11 protein-coding genes are annotated in these 16786 nt (G+C 61.3%); 4 read left to right on the plus strand and 7 right to left on the minus strand.

Annotated features, from left to right (window positions below):
• Positions 1 to 200 precede the first annotated feature (200 nt).
• The gene (rmf, locus tag E4T63_RS09255; RefSeq protein WP_003223300.1) at positions 201 to 416 is read right to left on the minus strand and encodes a ribosome modulation factor; all 216 of its coding nucleotides are present in this window, start codon (positions 414 to 416) and stop codon (positions 201 to 203) included.
• Between the two features lie 532 nt (positions 417 to 948).
• Here rmf and rlmKL point away from each other — a divergent pair.
• Complete coding sequence (gene rlmKL / locus E4T63_RS09260; protein WP_135295307.1) at positions 949 to 3219, plus strand: bifunctional 23S rRNA (guanine(2069)-N(7))-methyltransferase RlmK/23S rRNA (guanine(2445)-N(2))-methyltransferase RlmL; 2271 nt, start codon at positions 949 to 951, stop codon at positions 3217 to 3219.
• 148 nt (positions 3220 to 3367) lie between these two features.
• Positions 3368 to 5755, plus strand: coding sequence for a sensor domain-containing diguanylate cyclase (locus E4T63_RS09265; protein WP_135295308.1), 2388 nt, complete (start codon positions 3368 to 3370; stop codon positions 5753 to 5755).
• A gap of 125 nt (positions 5756 to 5880) precedes the next feature.
• Here the strand turns inward: E4T63_RS09265 and dacB are convergent, their stop codons facing one another.
• The gene (gene dacB, locus E4T63_RS09275) at positions 5881 to 7341 is read right to left on the minus strand and encodes a D-alanyl-D-alanine carboxypeptidase/D-alanyl-D-alanine endopeptidase (protein ID WP_135295309.1); all 1461 of its coding nucleotides are present in this window, start codon (positions 7339 to 7341) and stop codon (positions 5881 to 5883) included.
• A gap of 235 nt (positions 7342 to 7576) precedes the next feature.
• Between dacB and E4T63_RS09280 the strand changes: the two genes are divergently transcribed.
• Positions 7577 to 7921: a YggL family protein gene (locus E4T63_RS09280; RefSeq protein WP_134785858.1), complete on the plus strand. Its 345-nt coding sequence runs from the start codon at positions 7577 to 7579 to the stop codon at positions 7919 to 7921.
• Between the two features lie 37 nt (positions 7922 to 7958).
• On the opposite strand, the gene E4T63_RS09285 is transcribed toward E4T63_RS09280, so the two are convergent.
• Entirely contained in the window at positions 7959 to 9155 is a 1197-nt protein-coding gene (locus tag E4T63_RS09285) for a benzoate/H(+) symporter BenE family transporter (protein WP_097087620.1), read from the minus strand.
• Between the two features lie 361 nt (positions 9156 to 9516).
• Here E4T63_RS09285 and E4T63_RS09290 point away from each other — a divergent pair, with 361 nt between their 5' ends.
• A complete protein-coding gene (locus E4T63_RS09290; RefSeq protein WP_083366480.1) occupies positions 9517 to 10281 on the plus strand; it encodes a GntR family transcriptional regulator in 765 nt (254 codons plus the stop codon).
• A 183-nt stretch (positions 10282 to 10464) separates the two neighbouring features.
• On the opposite strand, the gene guaD is transcribed toward E4T63_RS09290, so the two are convergent.
• From guaD to xdhA, 4 genes are all read right to left on the minus strand, one after another.
• A complete protein-coding gene (guaD, locus tag E4T63_RS09295) occupies positions 10465 to 11769 on the minus strand; it encodes a guanine deaminase (protein ID WP_135295310.1) in 1305 nt (434 codons plus the stop codon).
• Between the two features lie 13 nt (positions 11770 to 11782).
• Positions 11783 to 12640 (minus strand): xanthine dehydrogenase accessory protein XdhC, encoded by an 858-nt coding sequence (xdhC, locus tag E4T63_RS09300; RefSeq protein ID WP_095138654.1) that lies wholly within the window; start codon positions 12638 to 12640, stop codon positions 11783 to 11785.
• Positions 12641 to 12757: 117 nt separating this feature from the next.
• The gene (gene xdhB, locus E4T63_RS09305) at positions 12758 to 15157 is read right to left on the minus strand and encodes a xanthine dehydrogenase molybdopterin binding subunit (protein ID WP_098967968.1); all 2400 of its coding nucleotides are present in this window, start codon (positions 15155 to 15157) and stop codon (positions 12758 to 12760) included.
• Positions 15150 to 16604, minus strand: coding sequence for a xanthine dehydrogenase small subunit (xdhA, locus tag E4T63_RS09310; RefSeq protein WP_135295311.1), 1455 nt, complete (start codon positions 16602 to 16604; stop codon positions 15150 to 15152). Before xdhA ends, xdhB begins: the two co-directional genes overlap by 8 nt.
• Positions 16605 to 16786 lie beyond the last annotated feature (182 nt).

A 16786-nucleotide genomic window follows, 5' to 3' on the forward strand; every position in this document is an offset into this window, starting at 1 on the left:
ACACTTGGGTGGATGGATTCGGGGCCGCTTCGCAGCCCATCGGGGATGAATCCCCTCGCCACAGGGATCTGTATCGTCCGGGGCGGGCATAAAAAAGGGCTCCTCGAAGGAGCCCCTGGGCCGTAGCCCGCCGTCCGGGAAGGACGTGCATGGTAAGTCGCTAAAAATTCAGATTGTCGTGTTGCAATAAGTGCCCTGTGTCAGCCGACGGCGTGAAGTTCGTTGAGTCTGTGGATTCCCGCAGTGCCGGTCATACCGTCCCAGTTGTCGCCGCGTCCTTCTCGCCAGCCGTTGATCCAGGCTTGGCGTACCGACGGTAGAGTAAATGGGCAAAGCTCGCGGGATTTGCCACCAACGCCATATTGATATCCGCGCAAAAATGCTCTTTCCAACGGATCACGCTTAAGTCTTCTCATAGGGTGTTTCCCTCACTTGTTGACTGTTTTCGTCGCGTTGACCTCAACCGAGGTCTGGCAGAAAAAACTCTGCCGTTGGGCGGCTCGCTGCCGGCGTGGCGAGCCAAGGTGTTGACGCCGTTGCGACGTCAACCTGTGGTCAGTTCTAACCAATGAGTCACACCGAGGGAATGATCGTTTTGTCATAAGGACGTAACGAAAATAGTGCTACAGCCATAAGTAACGACGGGTTTCATGAACGTTTTTTCAGCAAACCCCGGTATGATCGGCCCCGCACTGGATGATGGGGTTAATCCTTTAGTGAGAATGACCCACGTTTACGCTGGGGTAATATTCGACGAAGGGTTGCTTTGAGTCATTTTGTTTCATCAACTTTAATACCTGTCCTTGCATCTAAGCTCTTTTAGCCCGAGCAGCGGGGATGGAACGGCACACCTTCGTGCCACGCGGGCGCTCTTTTAGAAAAGCGCCTGATTGAAAACCGGATCGGCAATGCGTTGCCGGTTCACTAGCCAAAGGCTCTGGAAATACCATGTCCGACCGTTTCGAACTCTTCCTCACTTGCCCCAAAGGCCTTGAAGGCCTGCTCATCGAGGAAGCCGTCGGGCTTGGCCTTGAAGACGCCCGCGAGCACACCTCCGCCGTGCGTGGCATGGCGACCATGGAAACCGCTTATCGCCTGTGCCTGTGGTCGCGTCTGGCCAACCGGGTGCTGCTGGTGCTCAAGCGCTTCCCGATGAAGGATGCCGAAGACCTGTACCACGGCGTGCTTGACGTCGAGTGGCAGGATCACATGCTCGCCGACGGCACTCTGGCCGTCGAATTCAGCGGCCACGGCTCGGGCATCGACAACACCCACTTCGGTGCGCTGAAAGTCAAAGACGCCATCGTCGACAAACTGCGTACCCCGCAAGGCGACCGTCCGTCGATCGACAAGCTCAACCCGGATCTGCGCATTCACCTGCGCCTGGATCGCGGCGAAGCGATCCTGTCCCTCGACCTTTCCGGCCACAGCCTGCACCAGCGCGGTTACCGCCTGCAGCAGGGCGCGGCACCGCTGAAGGAAAACCTCGCGGCAGCGATTCTGATCCGTTCCGGCTGGCCGCGCATTGCGACCGAAGGCGGCGCGCTGGCTGACCCGATGTGCGGTGTCGGTACGTTCCTCGTCGAAGCCGGGATGATCGCCGCCGACATGGCGCCGAACCTGCGCCGCGAGCAGTGGGGCTTTACCGCATGGCTCGGCCACGTTCCGGCGCTGTGGAAAAAACTCCATGAAGAAGCGGTCGAACGCGCCGCTGCCGGTCTGGCCAAGCCGCCGCTGTGGATTCGCGGTTACGAAGCCGACCCGCGGCTGATTCAGCCGGGCCGCAATAACGTCGAGCGCGCCGGTCTGAGCGAGTGGATCAAGATCTATCAGGGCGAAGTCGCGACCTTCGAGCCGCGTCCGGACCAGAACCAGAAAGGTCTGGTGATCTGCAACCCGCCGTACGGCGAGCGTCTGGGTGACGAAGCCAGCCTGCTCTATCTCTACCAGAACCTCGGCGAGCGCCTGCGGCAGGCCTGCCTGAACTGGGAAGCGGCGGTGTTCACTGGCGCGCCGGATCTGGGCAAGCGCATGGGCATTCGCAGCCACAAGCAGTATTCGTTCTGGAACGGCGCACTGCCGTGCAAGCTGCTGCTGATCAAAGTGCTGCCGGATCAGTTCGTCACCGGCGAGCGGCGTACCCCGGAACAGCGTCAGGCCGAGCGTGAGCAAGCGGCCTACGATCAGACGCCGAACGAGCCGCAAGAGCGCAAGTTCAACAAGAACGGCAACCCGATCAAACCGACGCCAGCCCCGGCGCCAGTGGTCGAGCAGCCGCGCCTGAGCGAAGGCGGGCAGATGTTTGCCAACCGCCTGCAGAAAAACCTCAAGGCGATGAGCAAGTGGGTCAAGCGCGAAGGCATCGACTGCTACCGCGTCTACGATGCCGACATGCCGGAATACGCCATGGCCATCGACCTGTACCACGACTGGGTGCACGTGCAGGAATACGCCGCGCCGAAGTCGATCGATCCGGAAAAGGCCTCGGCGCGCATGTTCGATGCCCTGGCGGCGATCCCGCAGGCGCTGAACGTCGACAAGAGCCGCGTGGTGGTCAAGCGCCGCGAGCGTCAGAGCGGCACCAAGCAATACGAGCGTCAGGCGGCGCAGGGCAAGTTCAATGAGGTCAGCGAAGGCGGCGTCAAGCTGCTGGTGAACCTCACCGACTACCTCGACACCGGGCTGTTCCTCGATCACCGGCCAATGCGTATGCGCATTCAGAAAGAGGCCGCCGGCAAGCGCTTCCTCAATCTGTTCTGCTACACCGCGACCGCCAGTGTGCACGCGGCCAAGGGCGGTGCGCGCAGCACCACCAGCGTCGACCTGTCGAAGACTTACCTCGACTGGGCGCGGCGCAACCTGTCGCTGAACGGCTTCTCCGACAAGAACCGTCTGGAGCAGGGCGACGTGATGGCGTGGCTGGAAAGCAGCCGCGACGAGTACGACCTGATCTTCATCGACCCGCCGACCTTCTCCAACTCCAAGCGCATGGAAGGTATCTTCGACGTGCAGCGTGATCAGGTGCAGTTGATCGACCTGGCCATGGCACGTCTGGCGCCAGGTGGCGTGCTGTATTTCTCCAACAACTTCCGCAAGTTCCAGCTGGAGGAGAACCTGGCCGAACGTTACGCGGTCGAGGAAATCAGCGCGCAGACCATCGATCCGGATTTTGCGCGTAACACCAAGATCCACCGCGCCTGGAAAATCACGGCTCGTTGACGCTTGGGCGGGTTGGATCCACAGAGCCTTGATTTTTAAAGGCTCTTGGATCCGATCAGCGCTAGCCAAATTAATGGCTAATAGCTATAACTCAACTCATGGCCAATGGGGTTTTCCCCCCGAAACAATGGCGTCGTGAGTTGCCCCTATGTCGTTGCACCCCGTGCGCCCAAAGATTCTGGGTTTTATCAGCGAAGACGTCTCGGCCTGGCTGGTCGCGCTGCTGGTATTGCTCGCCGGCGGGATTCTCACGGGGCTGCTCGCCTGGGCCACCCTCAATCAGTTTCACCATCAACTGCGCCAACGCTTCCAGTTGCTGGCCAATGAGCGTTACAGCCGCATCGAAGAACGTTTCCAGGATCAGGAACAGCGTCTCGACGGCCTGCGCCGTTTCTTCGCCAACTCCGATTCGGTCTCACGCAACGAATTCGACGGCTATGCCAAACCGCTTCTATTACGCACCCAGGCCTATTCCTATGCGCCGCGGGTCAGCCGTGCCGAACGCCCGGCGGTCGAACAAGCCGTGCGTAACGAAGGCTTCAGTACCTTCACCTTTCGTGAACTGAACGCTGACGATCAGTTGCAGACCGCCGCTGATCGCCCCGAATACGTACCGGTGATCTACACCCAGAGCCTCAGTCGCTTGCCCACGCCGCTGGGTTACGACTTGCTGGCGCAACCGCTGCGCCGGGCGACGCTGGAACGCGCCGACCGCACCGGGCACATGGTGGTGTCGCAGCCATTGCATCTGGTGGGGATTGATCCGGCGTATGCCCGGGGCGTCTTGCTGATGGCGCCGGTCACTCGTGAAGGGGCGCCGAAAGGGCCGCCGCAAGGCTATGTGATGGCGGTGATCAGCATGCAGCAGTTGCTGGCCGACGGACTGCCGGAGGAGCACCAGGATTTCCTCAATGTACGCATTCTCGACCTGTCCACCGATGAACAGCATGAAGTGCTCTACGAGTCCGCCAACCAGGCCGGGGCCAGTGATCTGTCCGCCACACGTCTGTTGCGCATGGCCGACCATGACTATCAAGTGGATATGCAGCCCAGCGAAGCGTTTCTGCAGGCCAACCATTCGTCAATCAGCAGCCTGGTGGTGCTGGGGGCGCTGCTGAGTCTGTTGCTCAGCGCACTGCTTTACGTGCTGGTCAGTCAACGCCAGCGCGCCTTGCGCATGGTCGAACTGCGCACCCAGGAACTGCACGCCCGCGAGCAGGAATTGCGCGGCACCCACGGTCAGTTGCGTGGCGTGCTGAATGCCGCAACCCAGGTGGCAATCATCGCCACCGACCTGCGCGGGGTGATCAACACCTTCAACCCCGGCGCCGAACAGATGCTCGGCTACAGCAGCGCCGATGTGGTCGGGCACATGACCCTGGAAAACCTGCATCTGCCGCGAGAGCTGGCGGCGCGTTCGGCGGAGTTGAGTGCGCGTTACGGCAAGAGCATTCCGACCTGCCACGCGATGTTGGTCGAGGGCGGCGAGGTCGGCGGTCATGAGGCGCGCGAATGGACGCTGGTGCGCAGCGACGGCAGTCATCTGCCGGTGAACATGCTCGCCACCCCGGTGCTCGATGAGCAGGGTTTGTGGGTCGGGCATCTGGCGATCTGCATCGACATCACCGAGCGCAAGCGCGTGCACGAAGCGCTGGCGGCGCGCGATGTATTGCTGAAAAAGCTCAGCGCGCACGTGCCCGGCGGCATCTATCAATTCAAGATGGAGTTCGACGGGCGCTTCAGCGTGATCTACGCCAGCGATGGCATCCGCGAGATCTACGAGCTGGAGCCGGACGTGTTGCTGCTCAATGCCGAGGCGATTTTCACCCGCATCCATCCACAAGACGTCTCGCGAGTGCGCAGCTCGATCCGTGCTTCGGCAGACAGCCTCAGCCCATGGCGCGAGGAATACCGTGTGCAGTTGCCCGAGCGCGGCCTGCGCTGGGTGCGCGGCGAGGCGACGCCGGAAGAGCTGCCGGGCGGCGGCGTGCTGTGGCACGGCTACATCTCGGACATTTCCGATTTGAAACGGGTGGAGGAGGAATTGCGGGCGCTATCGGTCACCGACTCGCTGACCGGTATCCACAACCGCCGCTACTTCCAGGAACGCCTGACTACCGAAATGGCCCGGGTCGAGCGCGGCGGCGGTGAGCTGTCGGTGATCATGCTCGACATCGACCACTTCAAACGCATCAACGACCAGTACGGCCATGCCGTGGGCGACCGGGTGCTGCAAGCGGTGTGCGAGCGCATCGGCCATCGTTTACGGCGGACTGATGTGTTCTGTCGTCTCGGTGGTGAAGAGTTCATGGTGCTGTGCCCGGACATCGACGGCGAGCATGCGTACATGCTGGCGGTGGAGTTGTGGCAAGGCCTGCGCAGTGCGCCGGTGGATGTGGTCGGGGTGGTGACGGCCAGTTTCGGCATCGCCAGCTGGCGCCCGGGGGAAGGCGCGGATGCGCTGCTGCTGCGCGCGGATTCGGGGGTGTATGCGGCGAAGCAGGGCGGGCGCGATCGGGTCGAGCAGATGAGCTGAGCCTTGGCACGATCTACCTGTGGGAGCGGGCTTGCTCGCGAAAGCGGTGTGTCAGCCAGCAAAAATACTGACTGATCTGACGCCTTCGCGAGCAAGCCCGCTCCCACATGAGAGCGGCTGTGTTTTTACAGGGCCGAAGCCGTCTGCGGCAGGCGCGGCTGCTTGTACAGGTCCAGCAGCACCTGATCCAGCACCGACGACGCGCCGAACGGGGCTTTGTCGTTGAGGATCGCCACCACCGCCCAGGTGTTGCCGTTGACGTCGCGGCTGAAGCCGGCGATGGCTCGCACGGTGTTCAGGGTGCCGGTCTTGACGTGGGCCTCGCCGCGCATCGCGGTGGTCTTCAGGCGTTTGCGCATGGTGCCGTCGGTGCCGGCAATCGGCAGCGAGCTGATGTACTCGGCGGCGTACGGGCTGTGCCAGGCGGCTTGCAGCATGTTGGCCATCTCGCGGGCGCTGACGCGTTCGGCGCGCGACAGCCCGGAACCGTTCTCCATCACCAGGTGCGGCGCGGTGATGCCTTTCTTCGCCAGCCACTGGCGGACTACGCGTTGTGCGGCCTTGGCGTCGTCACCGTCGGCTTCGTTGCGGTACTTCTGGCCAAGGCTAAGGAACAGCTGCTGGGCCATGGTGTTGTTACTGTATTTGTTGATGTCGCGGATGATTTCCGCCAGATCCGGCGAGTAGGCGCGGGCCAGCAGCTTGGCGCTGCTCGGGGTCGCGGCGAGGCGATCCTTGCCCTGGATGCTGCCGCCCAGTTCCTTCCAGATCGCACGCACGGCACCGGCGGTGTAGGTTGCGTGGTCGAGCAGCGACAGATAAGTCTGTGAGCTGCAGCCTTCGCCCAATTGACCGGCGACGGTCACGGTCACGCTGCCGTCAGCCTGGGTTACCGGGTTGTAGCGCACGCCACCGGTGCACTGCTTGGAGTTGAGCGCCTTGACCGTGTTTTCGATGCGCACGCTGGCAATCGGCGGCTCCACCGAGATCAGCACCCGGCCCCCGTCATTGCGCGCGACGAAGCGCAGGGCCTTGAGGTTGACCAGCAGCGAGTCGGGTTTGACCAGGAACGGCTTGTTCTCGTCATTGCCGTCGTCGTTGAACTCGGGCAGTTGCGGCTGGATGAAGAAGCTGCGGTCGAGGATCAGATCGCCGGTGACCTGGGTCACGCCGTTGGCGCGCAGGTCGCGCATCAACAGCCAGAGTTTTTCCATGTTCAGCTTCGGATCGCCGCCACCCTTGAGGTACAGGTTGCCGTTGAGAATGCCGCCACTGAGGTCGCCGTCGGTGTAGAACTCGGTTTTCCACTGATGGTTGGGGCCGAGCATTTCCAGCGAGGCGTAGGTGGTGACCAGTTTCATGGTCGAGGCCGGGTTGACCGAGACGTCGGCGTTGTAAACGGTCGGATTGCCCGGGCCGTCGAGCGGGATCATTACCAGCGACAGCGCGGTCGGCTGCAGCTTGCTGGCCTTGAGGGCTTTTTCAACGTTAGGGGTGAGGGCGGTATTGATAGTGGCCGCAGAAACCGGCAGGGCCAGAGGCAGAAGAAGGCCGGCAAGAAACAGAGGACGCAACGATTTGATCATATGAAATAAAACCCTGCAGAAGAGGGGAAAAATAACGAGGGCATGGATGAAAAAGCCCTCAGTGGTCATGAAAGTGTCGGCATTATGCCCCAAGGTGTAACAGCTTGTGCCTTGCCCGGGGCGGCCATTTGGTTATTTTTTTTACAGGCGGTCGGCCACCGTACCCAGAGAGTCGGGCAATTGACCGCTTAAACTGGTAAAGTGCCGGCCGTTATTACTTAAGAGGATTGTTCCAATGGCGACTAACCGTTCCCAGCGTCTGCGCAAAAAACTGTGCGTTGATGAATTCCAAGAGCTGGGTTTCGAACTGAACCTGGACTTCAAAGAAGACTTGTCCGAAGAAGCCATTGACGCTTTCCTCGAAGCATTCATCAAAGAAGCCATGGAAGCCAACGGTCTGGGTTATGTTGGCGGCGATGACTTCGGTCTGGTTTGCCTGCAGAAGCGTGGCTCGGTCAACGAAGAGCAGCGCGCTGCCGTTGAAGCCTGGCTGAAAAACCGTAGCGAACTGACCAGCATGACCGTCAGCCCGCTGCTGGACGTCTGGTATCCGGAAAAGCCGATCAACGCGGCTAAGTGATACTGAAAAAAACGGCGACCTGAGGGTCGCCGTTTTTTTATGCCTGGGCTTTACGCCAATTCAAAATCAGTAACGTCAAAACCCCCGCGACAATCCCCCAGAACGCCGAGCCGATGGAAAACAGCGTCAACCCCGACGCCGTGACCATAAAGGTGATCAGCGCCGCCTCGCGTTCCTTCACTTCGGTCATGGCAATGCTCAGGCCGTTGATGATCGAACCGAACAGCGCCAGCGCGGCAATCGACAGCACCAGTTCTTTTGGCAACGCGGCAAACAGCGCCGCCAACGTAGCGCCGAATACGCCGGCAATCCCGTAAAAAATCCCGCACCAGACGGCGGCGGTGTAGCGTTTGTTGCGATCCTCATGGGCGTGCGGCCCGGTACAGATCGCCGCGCTGATCGCCGCGAGGTTGATGCCGTGGGAGCCGAATGGCGCCAGCAACAGCGAGGCGATTCCGGTGCTGGTGATCAGTGGGGAGGCGGGCACGTTGTAGCCGTCGGCGCGCAGTACGGCGATGCCGGGCATGTTCTGCGAAGTCATCGCCACCACGAACAACGGAATGCCGATGCTGATGGTCGCGGCCAGCGAGAAGTGCGGGGTGGTCCAGACTGGCGTCGCCAGTTCCAGATGGAAACCGCTGAAATCCAGCAGACCCATGAAACCTGACAGCGCAGTGCCGATCAGTAGCGCAGCCAGTACCGCGTAACGCGGTGACAGGCGTTTGACCAGCAGATAAGTGAAGAACATCCCCAGCACCAGCCCGGTGCGGTGTTGCGCGGCGACGAAGATTTCGCTGCCGATCTTGAACAGAATCCCCGCCAGCAACGCTGCCGCCAGCGACGCCGGGATCTTCTTCACCAAGCGTTCGAAGCTGCCGGTCAGCCCGCAAATCGTCACCAGCACCGCGCAGGTGATGTAGGCGCCAATCGCCTCGCCGTAGCTGACGCCACCGAGGCTGGTGATCAACAACGCCGCGCCGGGCGTCGACCAGGCGATGGTGATTGGCGTGCGATAGCGCAGCGACAGGCCGATCGAGCACACCGCCATGCCAATCGAGATCGCCCAGATCCACGAGGAAATCTGCCCGCTGCTCAGGCCCGCCGCTTGCCCGGCCTGGAACATCAGCACCAGCGAACTGGTGTAGCCGGTCATCATTGCGATAAAACCGGCGACGATCGCCGAGGGCGAAGTGTCGGCGAGAGGGCGCAGGCGGGTGTAAGTGGCGTCGTTCATGACGGCGGTGTTCCTTATACAGATGAAGATCCCCGCAATTACCCATGAATCCATGTGGGAGCGGGCTTGCTCGCGAAAGCGCTGGGCCAGTAAAGGCAGATGTCGCCTGACACGCCGCCTTCGCGAGCAAGCCCGCTCCCACAGGGGGATTTTTGTTCTGGCAGCGGATTCTGCGATCAAGCCTAAACTCAATCGTAACGGATCGTTGCAATACAGCCGTGGTCACAAACAGCCGTACAGTCGTGTTGCCACCATCCATTGTGTACAATCGCGCTGTTTTTTACGCGATACTTGCCAGCGACCTACTGTGCCGTATTACAGTCACGGTCTATTCGCCGCAGTTCTCCCGACTCGAGTGCCCATGAACGAACAGTTGCAACCCCTCAAGAAACAACCGCGAGCAGGCAAAGCCGGCCGCAGCGGAACCCAGGACGATATTGTCTACGCGCATATCTTCGAGGCCATCCTCGAACAGCGTCTGGCGCCCGGCACAAAATTGAGCGAAGAAGCGCTGGGGGAAATCTTCGGGGTCAGCCGCACCATCATTCGCCGCGCGCTGTCGCGTCTGGCCCATGAAGGCGTGGTGCTGTTGCGGCCGAACCGTGGCGCGGTCGTCGCCAGCCCGAGCGTTGAAGAAGCGCGTCAGGTGTTCATGGCCCGCCGTCTGGTGGAGCGCGCGATCACCGAACTGGCCGTGCAGCACGCCACCGCCGAGCAGATCGCCGAACTGCGTCAGATGGTCAACGACGAGCGCGACAGTTTCTCCCGTGGCGATCGCGGCGCCGGTATCCGTCTGTCGGGCGAATTCCATCTGAAACTGGCCGAAGCGGCGAAGAACGCGCCACTGATCAGCTTCCAGCGCAGTCTGGTCTCGCAGACCTCGCTGATCATCGCCCAGTATGAAAGCGGCAATCGCTCGCATTGCTCCTACGACGAGCACACCCAGTTGATCGACGCCATCGAAGCGCGCAACGGTGAGCTGGCGGTGGACCTGATGATGCATCACATGGATCACATCGACAGCAAGCTCAACCTCGATGAGGAGAGTGCGTCGGATGATTTGCATGCGGTGTTCTCGCATTTGTTGCAGACCAAGAAGCCTGGGCGCCCTTCGGCGAAACTCTGACTGATACCGAGTCGCGGCCTTCGCGAGCAAGCCCGCTCCCACATTGGATCTTCAGTGAATATAAAATTTGGCATCGACTGAGATCCCCTGTGGGAGCGGGCTTGCTCGCGAATACGGTCAGACAGGCAACAAAAATCCCCCGGGGCTAACACCACCGGGGGATTTTTTATGCCTCGGGAAAACTCAGCGCTGATGCACCAAAGCCCCCGCCGCATACGTCTGCTGCACCGTGCGGTCATCGCCCAACGTCATCAGCACAAACAACGTTTCGGCAATGTTGTTAGCCTGTTTCAGGCGATAGCTGAGCAGTGGCGTGGCGTTGTAATCCAGCACCAGGAAGTCGGCGTCTGAACCCGGTTGCAGGTTGCCGATCTTGTCTTCCAGACGCAGTGCCCGCGCACCGCCCAGCGTCGCCAGATACAGCGACTTGAACGGACTCAGCCGCGCGCCTTGCAACTGCATGACTTTGTAGGCTTCGTTCAGGGTTTGCAGCAGCGAGAAACTGGTGCCGCCGCCGACGTCAGTGCCGAGACCGACGTTGAGCTTGTGCTTCTCGGCCATCGGCAGATTGAACAAACCACTGCCGAGGAAGAAGTTCGAGGTCGGGCAGAACGAGATCGCCGAGCCGGTTTCCGCCAGTCGCGCACATTCGTCGTCGCACAGGTGCACGCCGTGGGCGAACACCGAGCGTTCGCCGAGCAGCTTGTAGTGATCGTAAACGTCGAGGTAACCCTTGCGCTCCGGGAACAGTTCCTTGACCCACTCGATTTCCTTGAGGTTTTCGCTGATGTGGGTCTGCATGTACAGATCCGGATATTCGGTCAACAGTTGGCCGGCGAGGGTCAGTTGCTCCGGGGTGCTGGTAGGAGCGAAACGCGGGGTGACCGCGTAGTGCAGGCGGCCCTTGCCGTGCCAGCGTTCGATCAGCGCCTTGCTCTCGACGTAGCTCGATTCGGCGGTGTCGGTCAGATAGTCCGGCGCGTTGCGGTCCATCATCACCTTGCCGGCGATCATCCGCAGGTCGAGCTTCTCGGCGGCCTCGAAGAACGAGTTCACCGATTGCGGGTGCACGCTGCCGAATACCAGCGCGGTGGTGGTGCCGTTGCGCAGCAGCTCCTTGATGAAGATATCGGCCACGTCGTCGGCGTGGGCCTTGTCACCGAACTGGCTTTCGCACGGGAAGGTGTAGGTGTTGAGCCAGTCCAGCAGTTGCTCGCCGTAGGCCCCGACCATGCCGGTTTGCGGCAGGTGGATGTGGGTGTCGATGAAGCCCGGGGTGATCAGCGCGTCCTGATAGTGGGTGATCTCGATGTCCGCCGGCAGGGTCGGCAGCAGTTCGCTGGCGTGGCCGAGGGCGCTGATCTTGCCGCCATCGACCACCAGCAGGCCGTCCTCGAAATATTCGTAGGAGGCTTCGATCCCGACTTCGGCGGGGTCGGAGATGCTGTGCAGGATGGCGGCGCGGTAGGCTTTGCGAGTCAGAGGCATGAGGGTTCTCTAATCAGTTTGAGGCTTTGAGTTTGGCGGCCTGACTGCGCCGCGAAACCGGCAGCAGTCTGGCAATCGGTTCGGCGCTGGCGCTGTGCTGGCCGAAATTGGCGTTATAGGTGGCGATGATTTCGCCGGCGATGGAGATGGCGATTTCCACAGGCAGTTTGCCTTTGACGTCGCCAATGCCCATCGGGCAGCGCATGCGTTGCACGACGCCGCTGTCGAAACCGCGATCACGCAGGCGATGTTCGAACTTGGCCCGTTTGGTCTTCGAACCGATCAGGCCGAAGTAGGCGAAGTCGTTGCGCTTGAGGATCGCGGCAGTGAGTTCCAGGTCGAGCTGATGGTTGTGGGTCATGACGATGCAGTAGCTGCCGGCGGGCAGGTCGTCGATTTCATCCACAGGCTCTTCGGCGACGATTTTACGCACGCCGTGGGGGATCTGTTCGGGGAATTCCTCTTCCCGCGAATCGATCCAGCGCACCCGGCACGGCAGGCTGGCGAGCAACGGTACCAGCGCGCGGCCGACATGCCCGGCGCCGAACACAGCGATCTGCGCCTGCACCTGGCCCATCGGTTCGAAGAGCAACACGGTGGCGCCACCGCAGCACTGGCCGAGGCTGGCGCCGAGGCTGAAGCGCTCCAGATGGGTGTCCTGCTTGCCGCTGGCGAGCATCTCGCGGGCGATCTGCATGGCTTTGTATTCCAGATGCCCGCCACCGATGGTGTCGAAGGTCTGTTTCGCGCTGACGACCATCTTCGAGCCGGCGTTGCGCGGGGTCGAGCCGAGTTCTTCAATGATCGTCACCAGAACACAGGGTTCGCCCTGGTTCTGCAGGTCGGCGAGGGCGTCGATCCAGTTGTACATAGTTCACCCCTACAACATCGTTGTCTGTTCGGGCCTATTCGCGAGCAAGCTCGCTCCCACATTTGGAATGCGTTCCCCTGTAGGAGTGAGCCTGCTCGCGATAGCCGCACCTCGGTCCTAGAGCGGAGCCAACTCGGTTTCAGCTTCGACCGCTTTAACAGTCTTGAGCTGACGCATCTGCTCACACCCCCACAACACCCGCTCCGGGGTCGCCGGCGCATCGATCTGCGGCTGATGCTTATAGTCACCGAGGCTCGCCACCGCGTCCTTGATCGCGCACCACGCGGCAATCCCGAGCATGAACGGCGGCTCACCCACAGCCTTGGAATGGAACACCGTGTCTTCCGGGTTCTTGCGGTTTTCCACCAGCTTCACCCGCAGGTCCAGCGGCATGTCCGCCACGGCCGGGATCTTGTAGCTGGCCGGGCCGTTGGTCATCAGCTTGCCCTTGTTGTTCCAGACCAGCTCCTCCATGGTCAGCCAGCCCATGCCCTGGACGAAACCACCCTCGACCTGACCGATGTCGATTGCCGGGTTCAACGAGGCACCGACGTCGTGGAGGATGTCGGTACGGAGCATCTTGTACTCGCCGGTCAGGGTGTCGACGATCACTTCGCAGCACGCCGCGCCGAAGGCGAAGTAGTAGAACGGCCGACCACGGGCCTGGCTGCGGTCGTAGTAGATTTTCGGGGTCTTGTAGAAGCCGGTGCTCGACAGCGAGACCTGATTGAAATACGCCAGTTGGATCAGCGCCTCGAAGGTCATGATGTGGTCACGCACGCGCACATGGCCGTTGTGGAATTCCACGTCTTCTTCGCTGACCTTGTAGTGCCGCGCGGCGAATTCCACCAGACGCTGCTTGATGATCTCGGCGGCGTTCTGCGCGGCCTTGCCGTTGAGGTCAGCGCCGCTGGAGGCCGCAGTCGGCGAGGTGTTCGGCACTTTGTCGGTATTGGTCGCGGTGATCTGCACCCGATCCATTTCCACCTGGAACACTTCGGCCACCACCTGCGCGACTTTGGTGTTGAGGCCCTGGCCCATTTCCGTGCCGCCGTGGTTCAGGTGGATGCTGCCGTCGGTGTAGACGTGGATCAGCGCGCCGGCCTGATTGAGGAAACTGGCGGTGAAGGAAATGCCGAATTTCACCGGGGTCAGCGCCAGGCCTTTTTTCAGGATCGGGCTGTTGGCGTTGTAGCGACGGATCGCTTCGCGGCGCTCGGCGTACTGGCTGCTTTCTTCCAGTTCGGCGGTCATTTCCTCGAGCATGTTGTGCTCGACGGTCTGGTAGTAGTGGGTGACGTTGCGCTCGGTCTTGCCGTAGTAGTTGGCCTTGCGCACCGCCAGCGGATCGAGGTTGAGGTGACGGGCAATCGCGTCCATCACTTCTTCGATGGCGACCATCCCTTGCGGGCCGCCGAAACCACGGTAGGCAGTGTTCGACGCGGTGTTGGTCTTGCAGCGGTGACCATTGATGGTCGCGTCCCCAAGGTAGTACGAGTTGTCCGAGTGGAACATCGCCCGGTCAACGATCGACGCCGACAGATCCGGCGAACAGCCGCAGTTGCCGGCCAGGTCCATGGCGATCCCGTGCAGGCGCCCGGTGCTGTCGAAGCCAACGTCGTACTCGACATAGAACGGGTGGCGCTTGCCGGTCATCAGCATGTCTTCGACCCGTGGCAGGCGCATCTTGGTCGGCTGCCCGGTGAGGTGCGCGATCACCGCGCACAGGCACGCCGGGCTGGCGGCCTGGGTTTCCTTGCCGCCGAAACCACCGCCCATGCGGCGCATGTCGACGACGATCTTGTTCATCGACACGTCGAGCACTTCGGCCACCAGCTTCTGCACTTCGGTGGGGTTCTGCGTCGAGCAGTAGACGATCATGCCGCCGTCTTCGGTGGGCATTACCGAGGAGATCTGGGTTTCCAGATAAAAGTGTTCCTGGCCGCCGATGTGCAGCGTGCCTTGAATGCGGTGTTCGGCGGTGGCCAATGCCGAGGCCGAATCGCCACGCTGGTGGGTGTGGCTGTCGAGCACGAAGTGGCGTTTGCGCAAGGCTTCGACCACGTCCAGCACCGGCTCGAGATCTTCGTACTCGATGATTGCCGCCATGGCCGCTTTACGCGCGGTTTCCAGGTCTTTCGCGGCCACGGCCAGTACCGGTTGCCCGACGAACTGCACGTCATCAATGGCCAGCAGCGGATCGCCCGGCAGCAACGGGCCAATGTCTTTCAGGCCCGGCACGTCTTCGTGGGTGATCGCAATGCGCACGCCTTCGAAGGCGTAGCAGGGCTTGGTGTCGATGCTGATGATCTTCGCGTGTGCGCGGTCCGACAGCCGTGCGTAAACGTGCAGCTGATTGGGGAATTCCAGACGATCATCGATGTACTGCGCTTCACCGGACACATGCTTGGCGGCGCTGTCGTGCTTGACGCTGCGGCCGACACCGGTGGTCAGGTCCTTGGCGAACAGTTCCGCCAGTTCGGCTTGAGTCTTCTCTACGGCGTGATGGTTAGACATAAGCGGTCACCCGAGTCTCGATGTGCGGTGTTTGCAGTTCGATGAAGTATTTGCGCAGCAGGTTCTGTGCGCTGAGCAGGCGATATTCCTTGCTGGCGCGGAAGTCCGAGAGCGGCGTGAAGTCTTCGGCCAGCGCAGCGCAGGCGCGTTCGATCACGGCGCTGTTGAACGGCTGGCCGAGCAGCACGGCTTCGCAATGGGCGGCGCGTTTCGGAATCGCGGCCATGCCGCCGAACGCCATGCGCGCGTCGGTGATCACGCCGTTTTCCACGCGCAGATTGAACGCGGCGCAAACGGCGGAGATGTCATCGTCCAGACGCTTGGAAACCTTGTAGGCGCGGAAACGCTGTTCGGCGGTGGCGCGCGGGACGACGATTTTTTCGATGAATTCGCTTTCCTGACGGGCGGTGACCTTGTAGTCGATGAAGTAATCTTCCAGGTTCAGCGTGCGCCGGGTTTCGCCTTTGCACAGCACCACTTGCGCGCCGAGGGCGATCAGCAGCGGTGGCGAGTCACCGATCGGCGAGGCGTTGCCGATGTTGCCGCCGAGGGTGCCCTGGTTGCGGATCTGCAGCGAGGCGAAGCGGTGCAGCAGTTCGCCGAAGTCCGGGTACTCGGCAGTCAGCGCTTCGTAGCAGTCGGAGAGGGCGGTGGCGGCGCCGATTTCGATACGGTCGTCGAAGGTTTCGATGCGCTTCATTTCGGCGACGTTGCCGACGTAGATCATCACCGGCAGGGTGCGATGGAACTGGGTGACTTCCAGCGCCAGATCGGTGCCGCCGGCCAGCAGCCGCGCTTGTGGGTAAGCGTCGTACAGATCGGCCAGATCGGCGACGGTCAGCGGCACCAGGCAGCGCTTGTCGCCGCTGTTGAGTTCGCCGATATCGGTCGGGGCAATGGCTTTGAGGCGGGCGATGGTCTCGGCTTCGCGGGCATCGAACTGGTCCGGTTGCTTGCCACAGCAGGATTGTTCGGCGGCGGCGAGGATCGGCCGGTAGCCGGTGCAGCGGCAGAGGTTGCCGGCCAGCGCTTCGTGCGCCTTGGCCGGATCCGGTGCATCGCTGTTCTTTTGCAGGGCGAACAGCGACATGACGAAACCGGGGGTGCAGAAGCCGCACTGTGAGCCGTGGCACTCGACCATGGCTTTCTGCACGCTGTGCAGTTCGCCCTGGTGCTTGAGGTCTTCGACGCTGATCAGTTGTTTGCCGTGCAGCGACGAAACAAAGGTCAGGCACGAGTTGAGGCTGCGATAGCGAATGTGTTCGCGGCCGGCGTCATCCGTTTGCAACTCGCCGACCACTACGGTGCAGGCGCCACAGTCGCCGCTGGCGCAGCCTTCTTTGGTGCCGGATTTGCCCACGTGTTCGCGCAGGTAATTGAGCACGGTCAGATTCGGGTCCAGGGCGTGCTCGCTACGGAGTTCCTGGTTAAGTAAAAACTGGATCACGGAAGGCCTCGCAGACTCATTATTGTTGTTAACCGACTTGAGCCGAATTTAGCAGGTCTGACTTTTCGGTCAATGGTTTTCTGACTTAAAGGTCAGGAAAAACGGTTTTGTCGATTAACGCGTGCTCTATTGAGTATTGACCCTGAGCGGATCCACTGCCTTTTTGCTTGAATCGTGCCAAA

Source organism: Pseudomonas fluorescens, from assembly GCF_004683905.1.
GTDB classification, from domain to species: Bacteria; Pseudomonadota; Gammaproteobacteria; order Pseudomonadales; family Pseudomonadaceae; genus Aquipseudomonas; species Aquipseudomonas putida_A.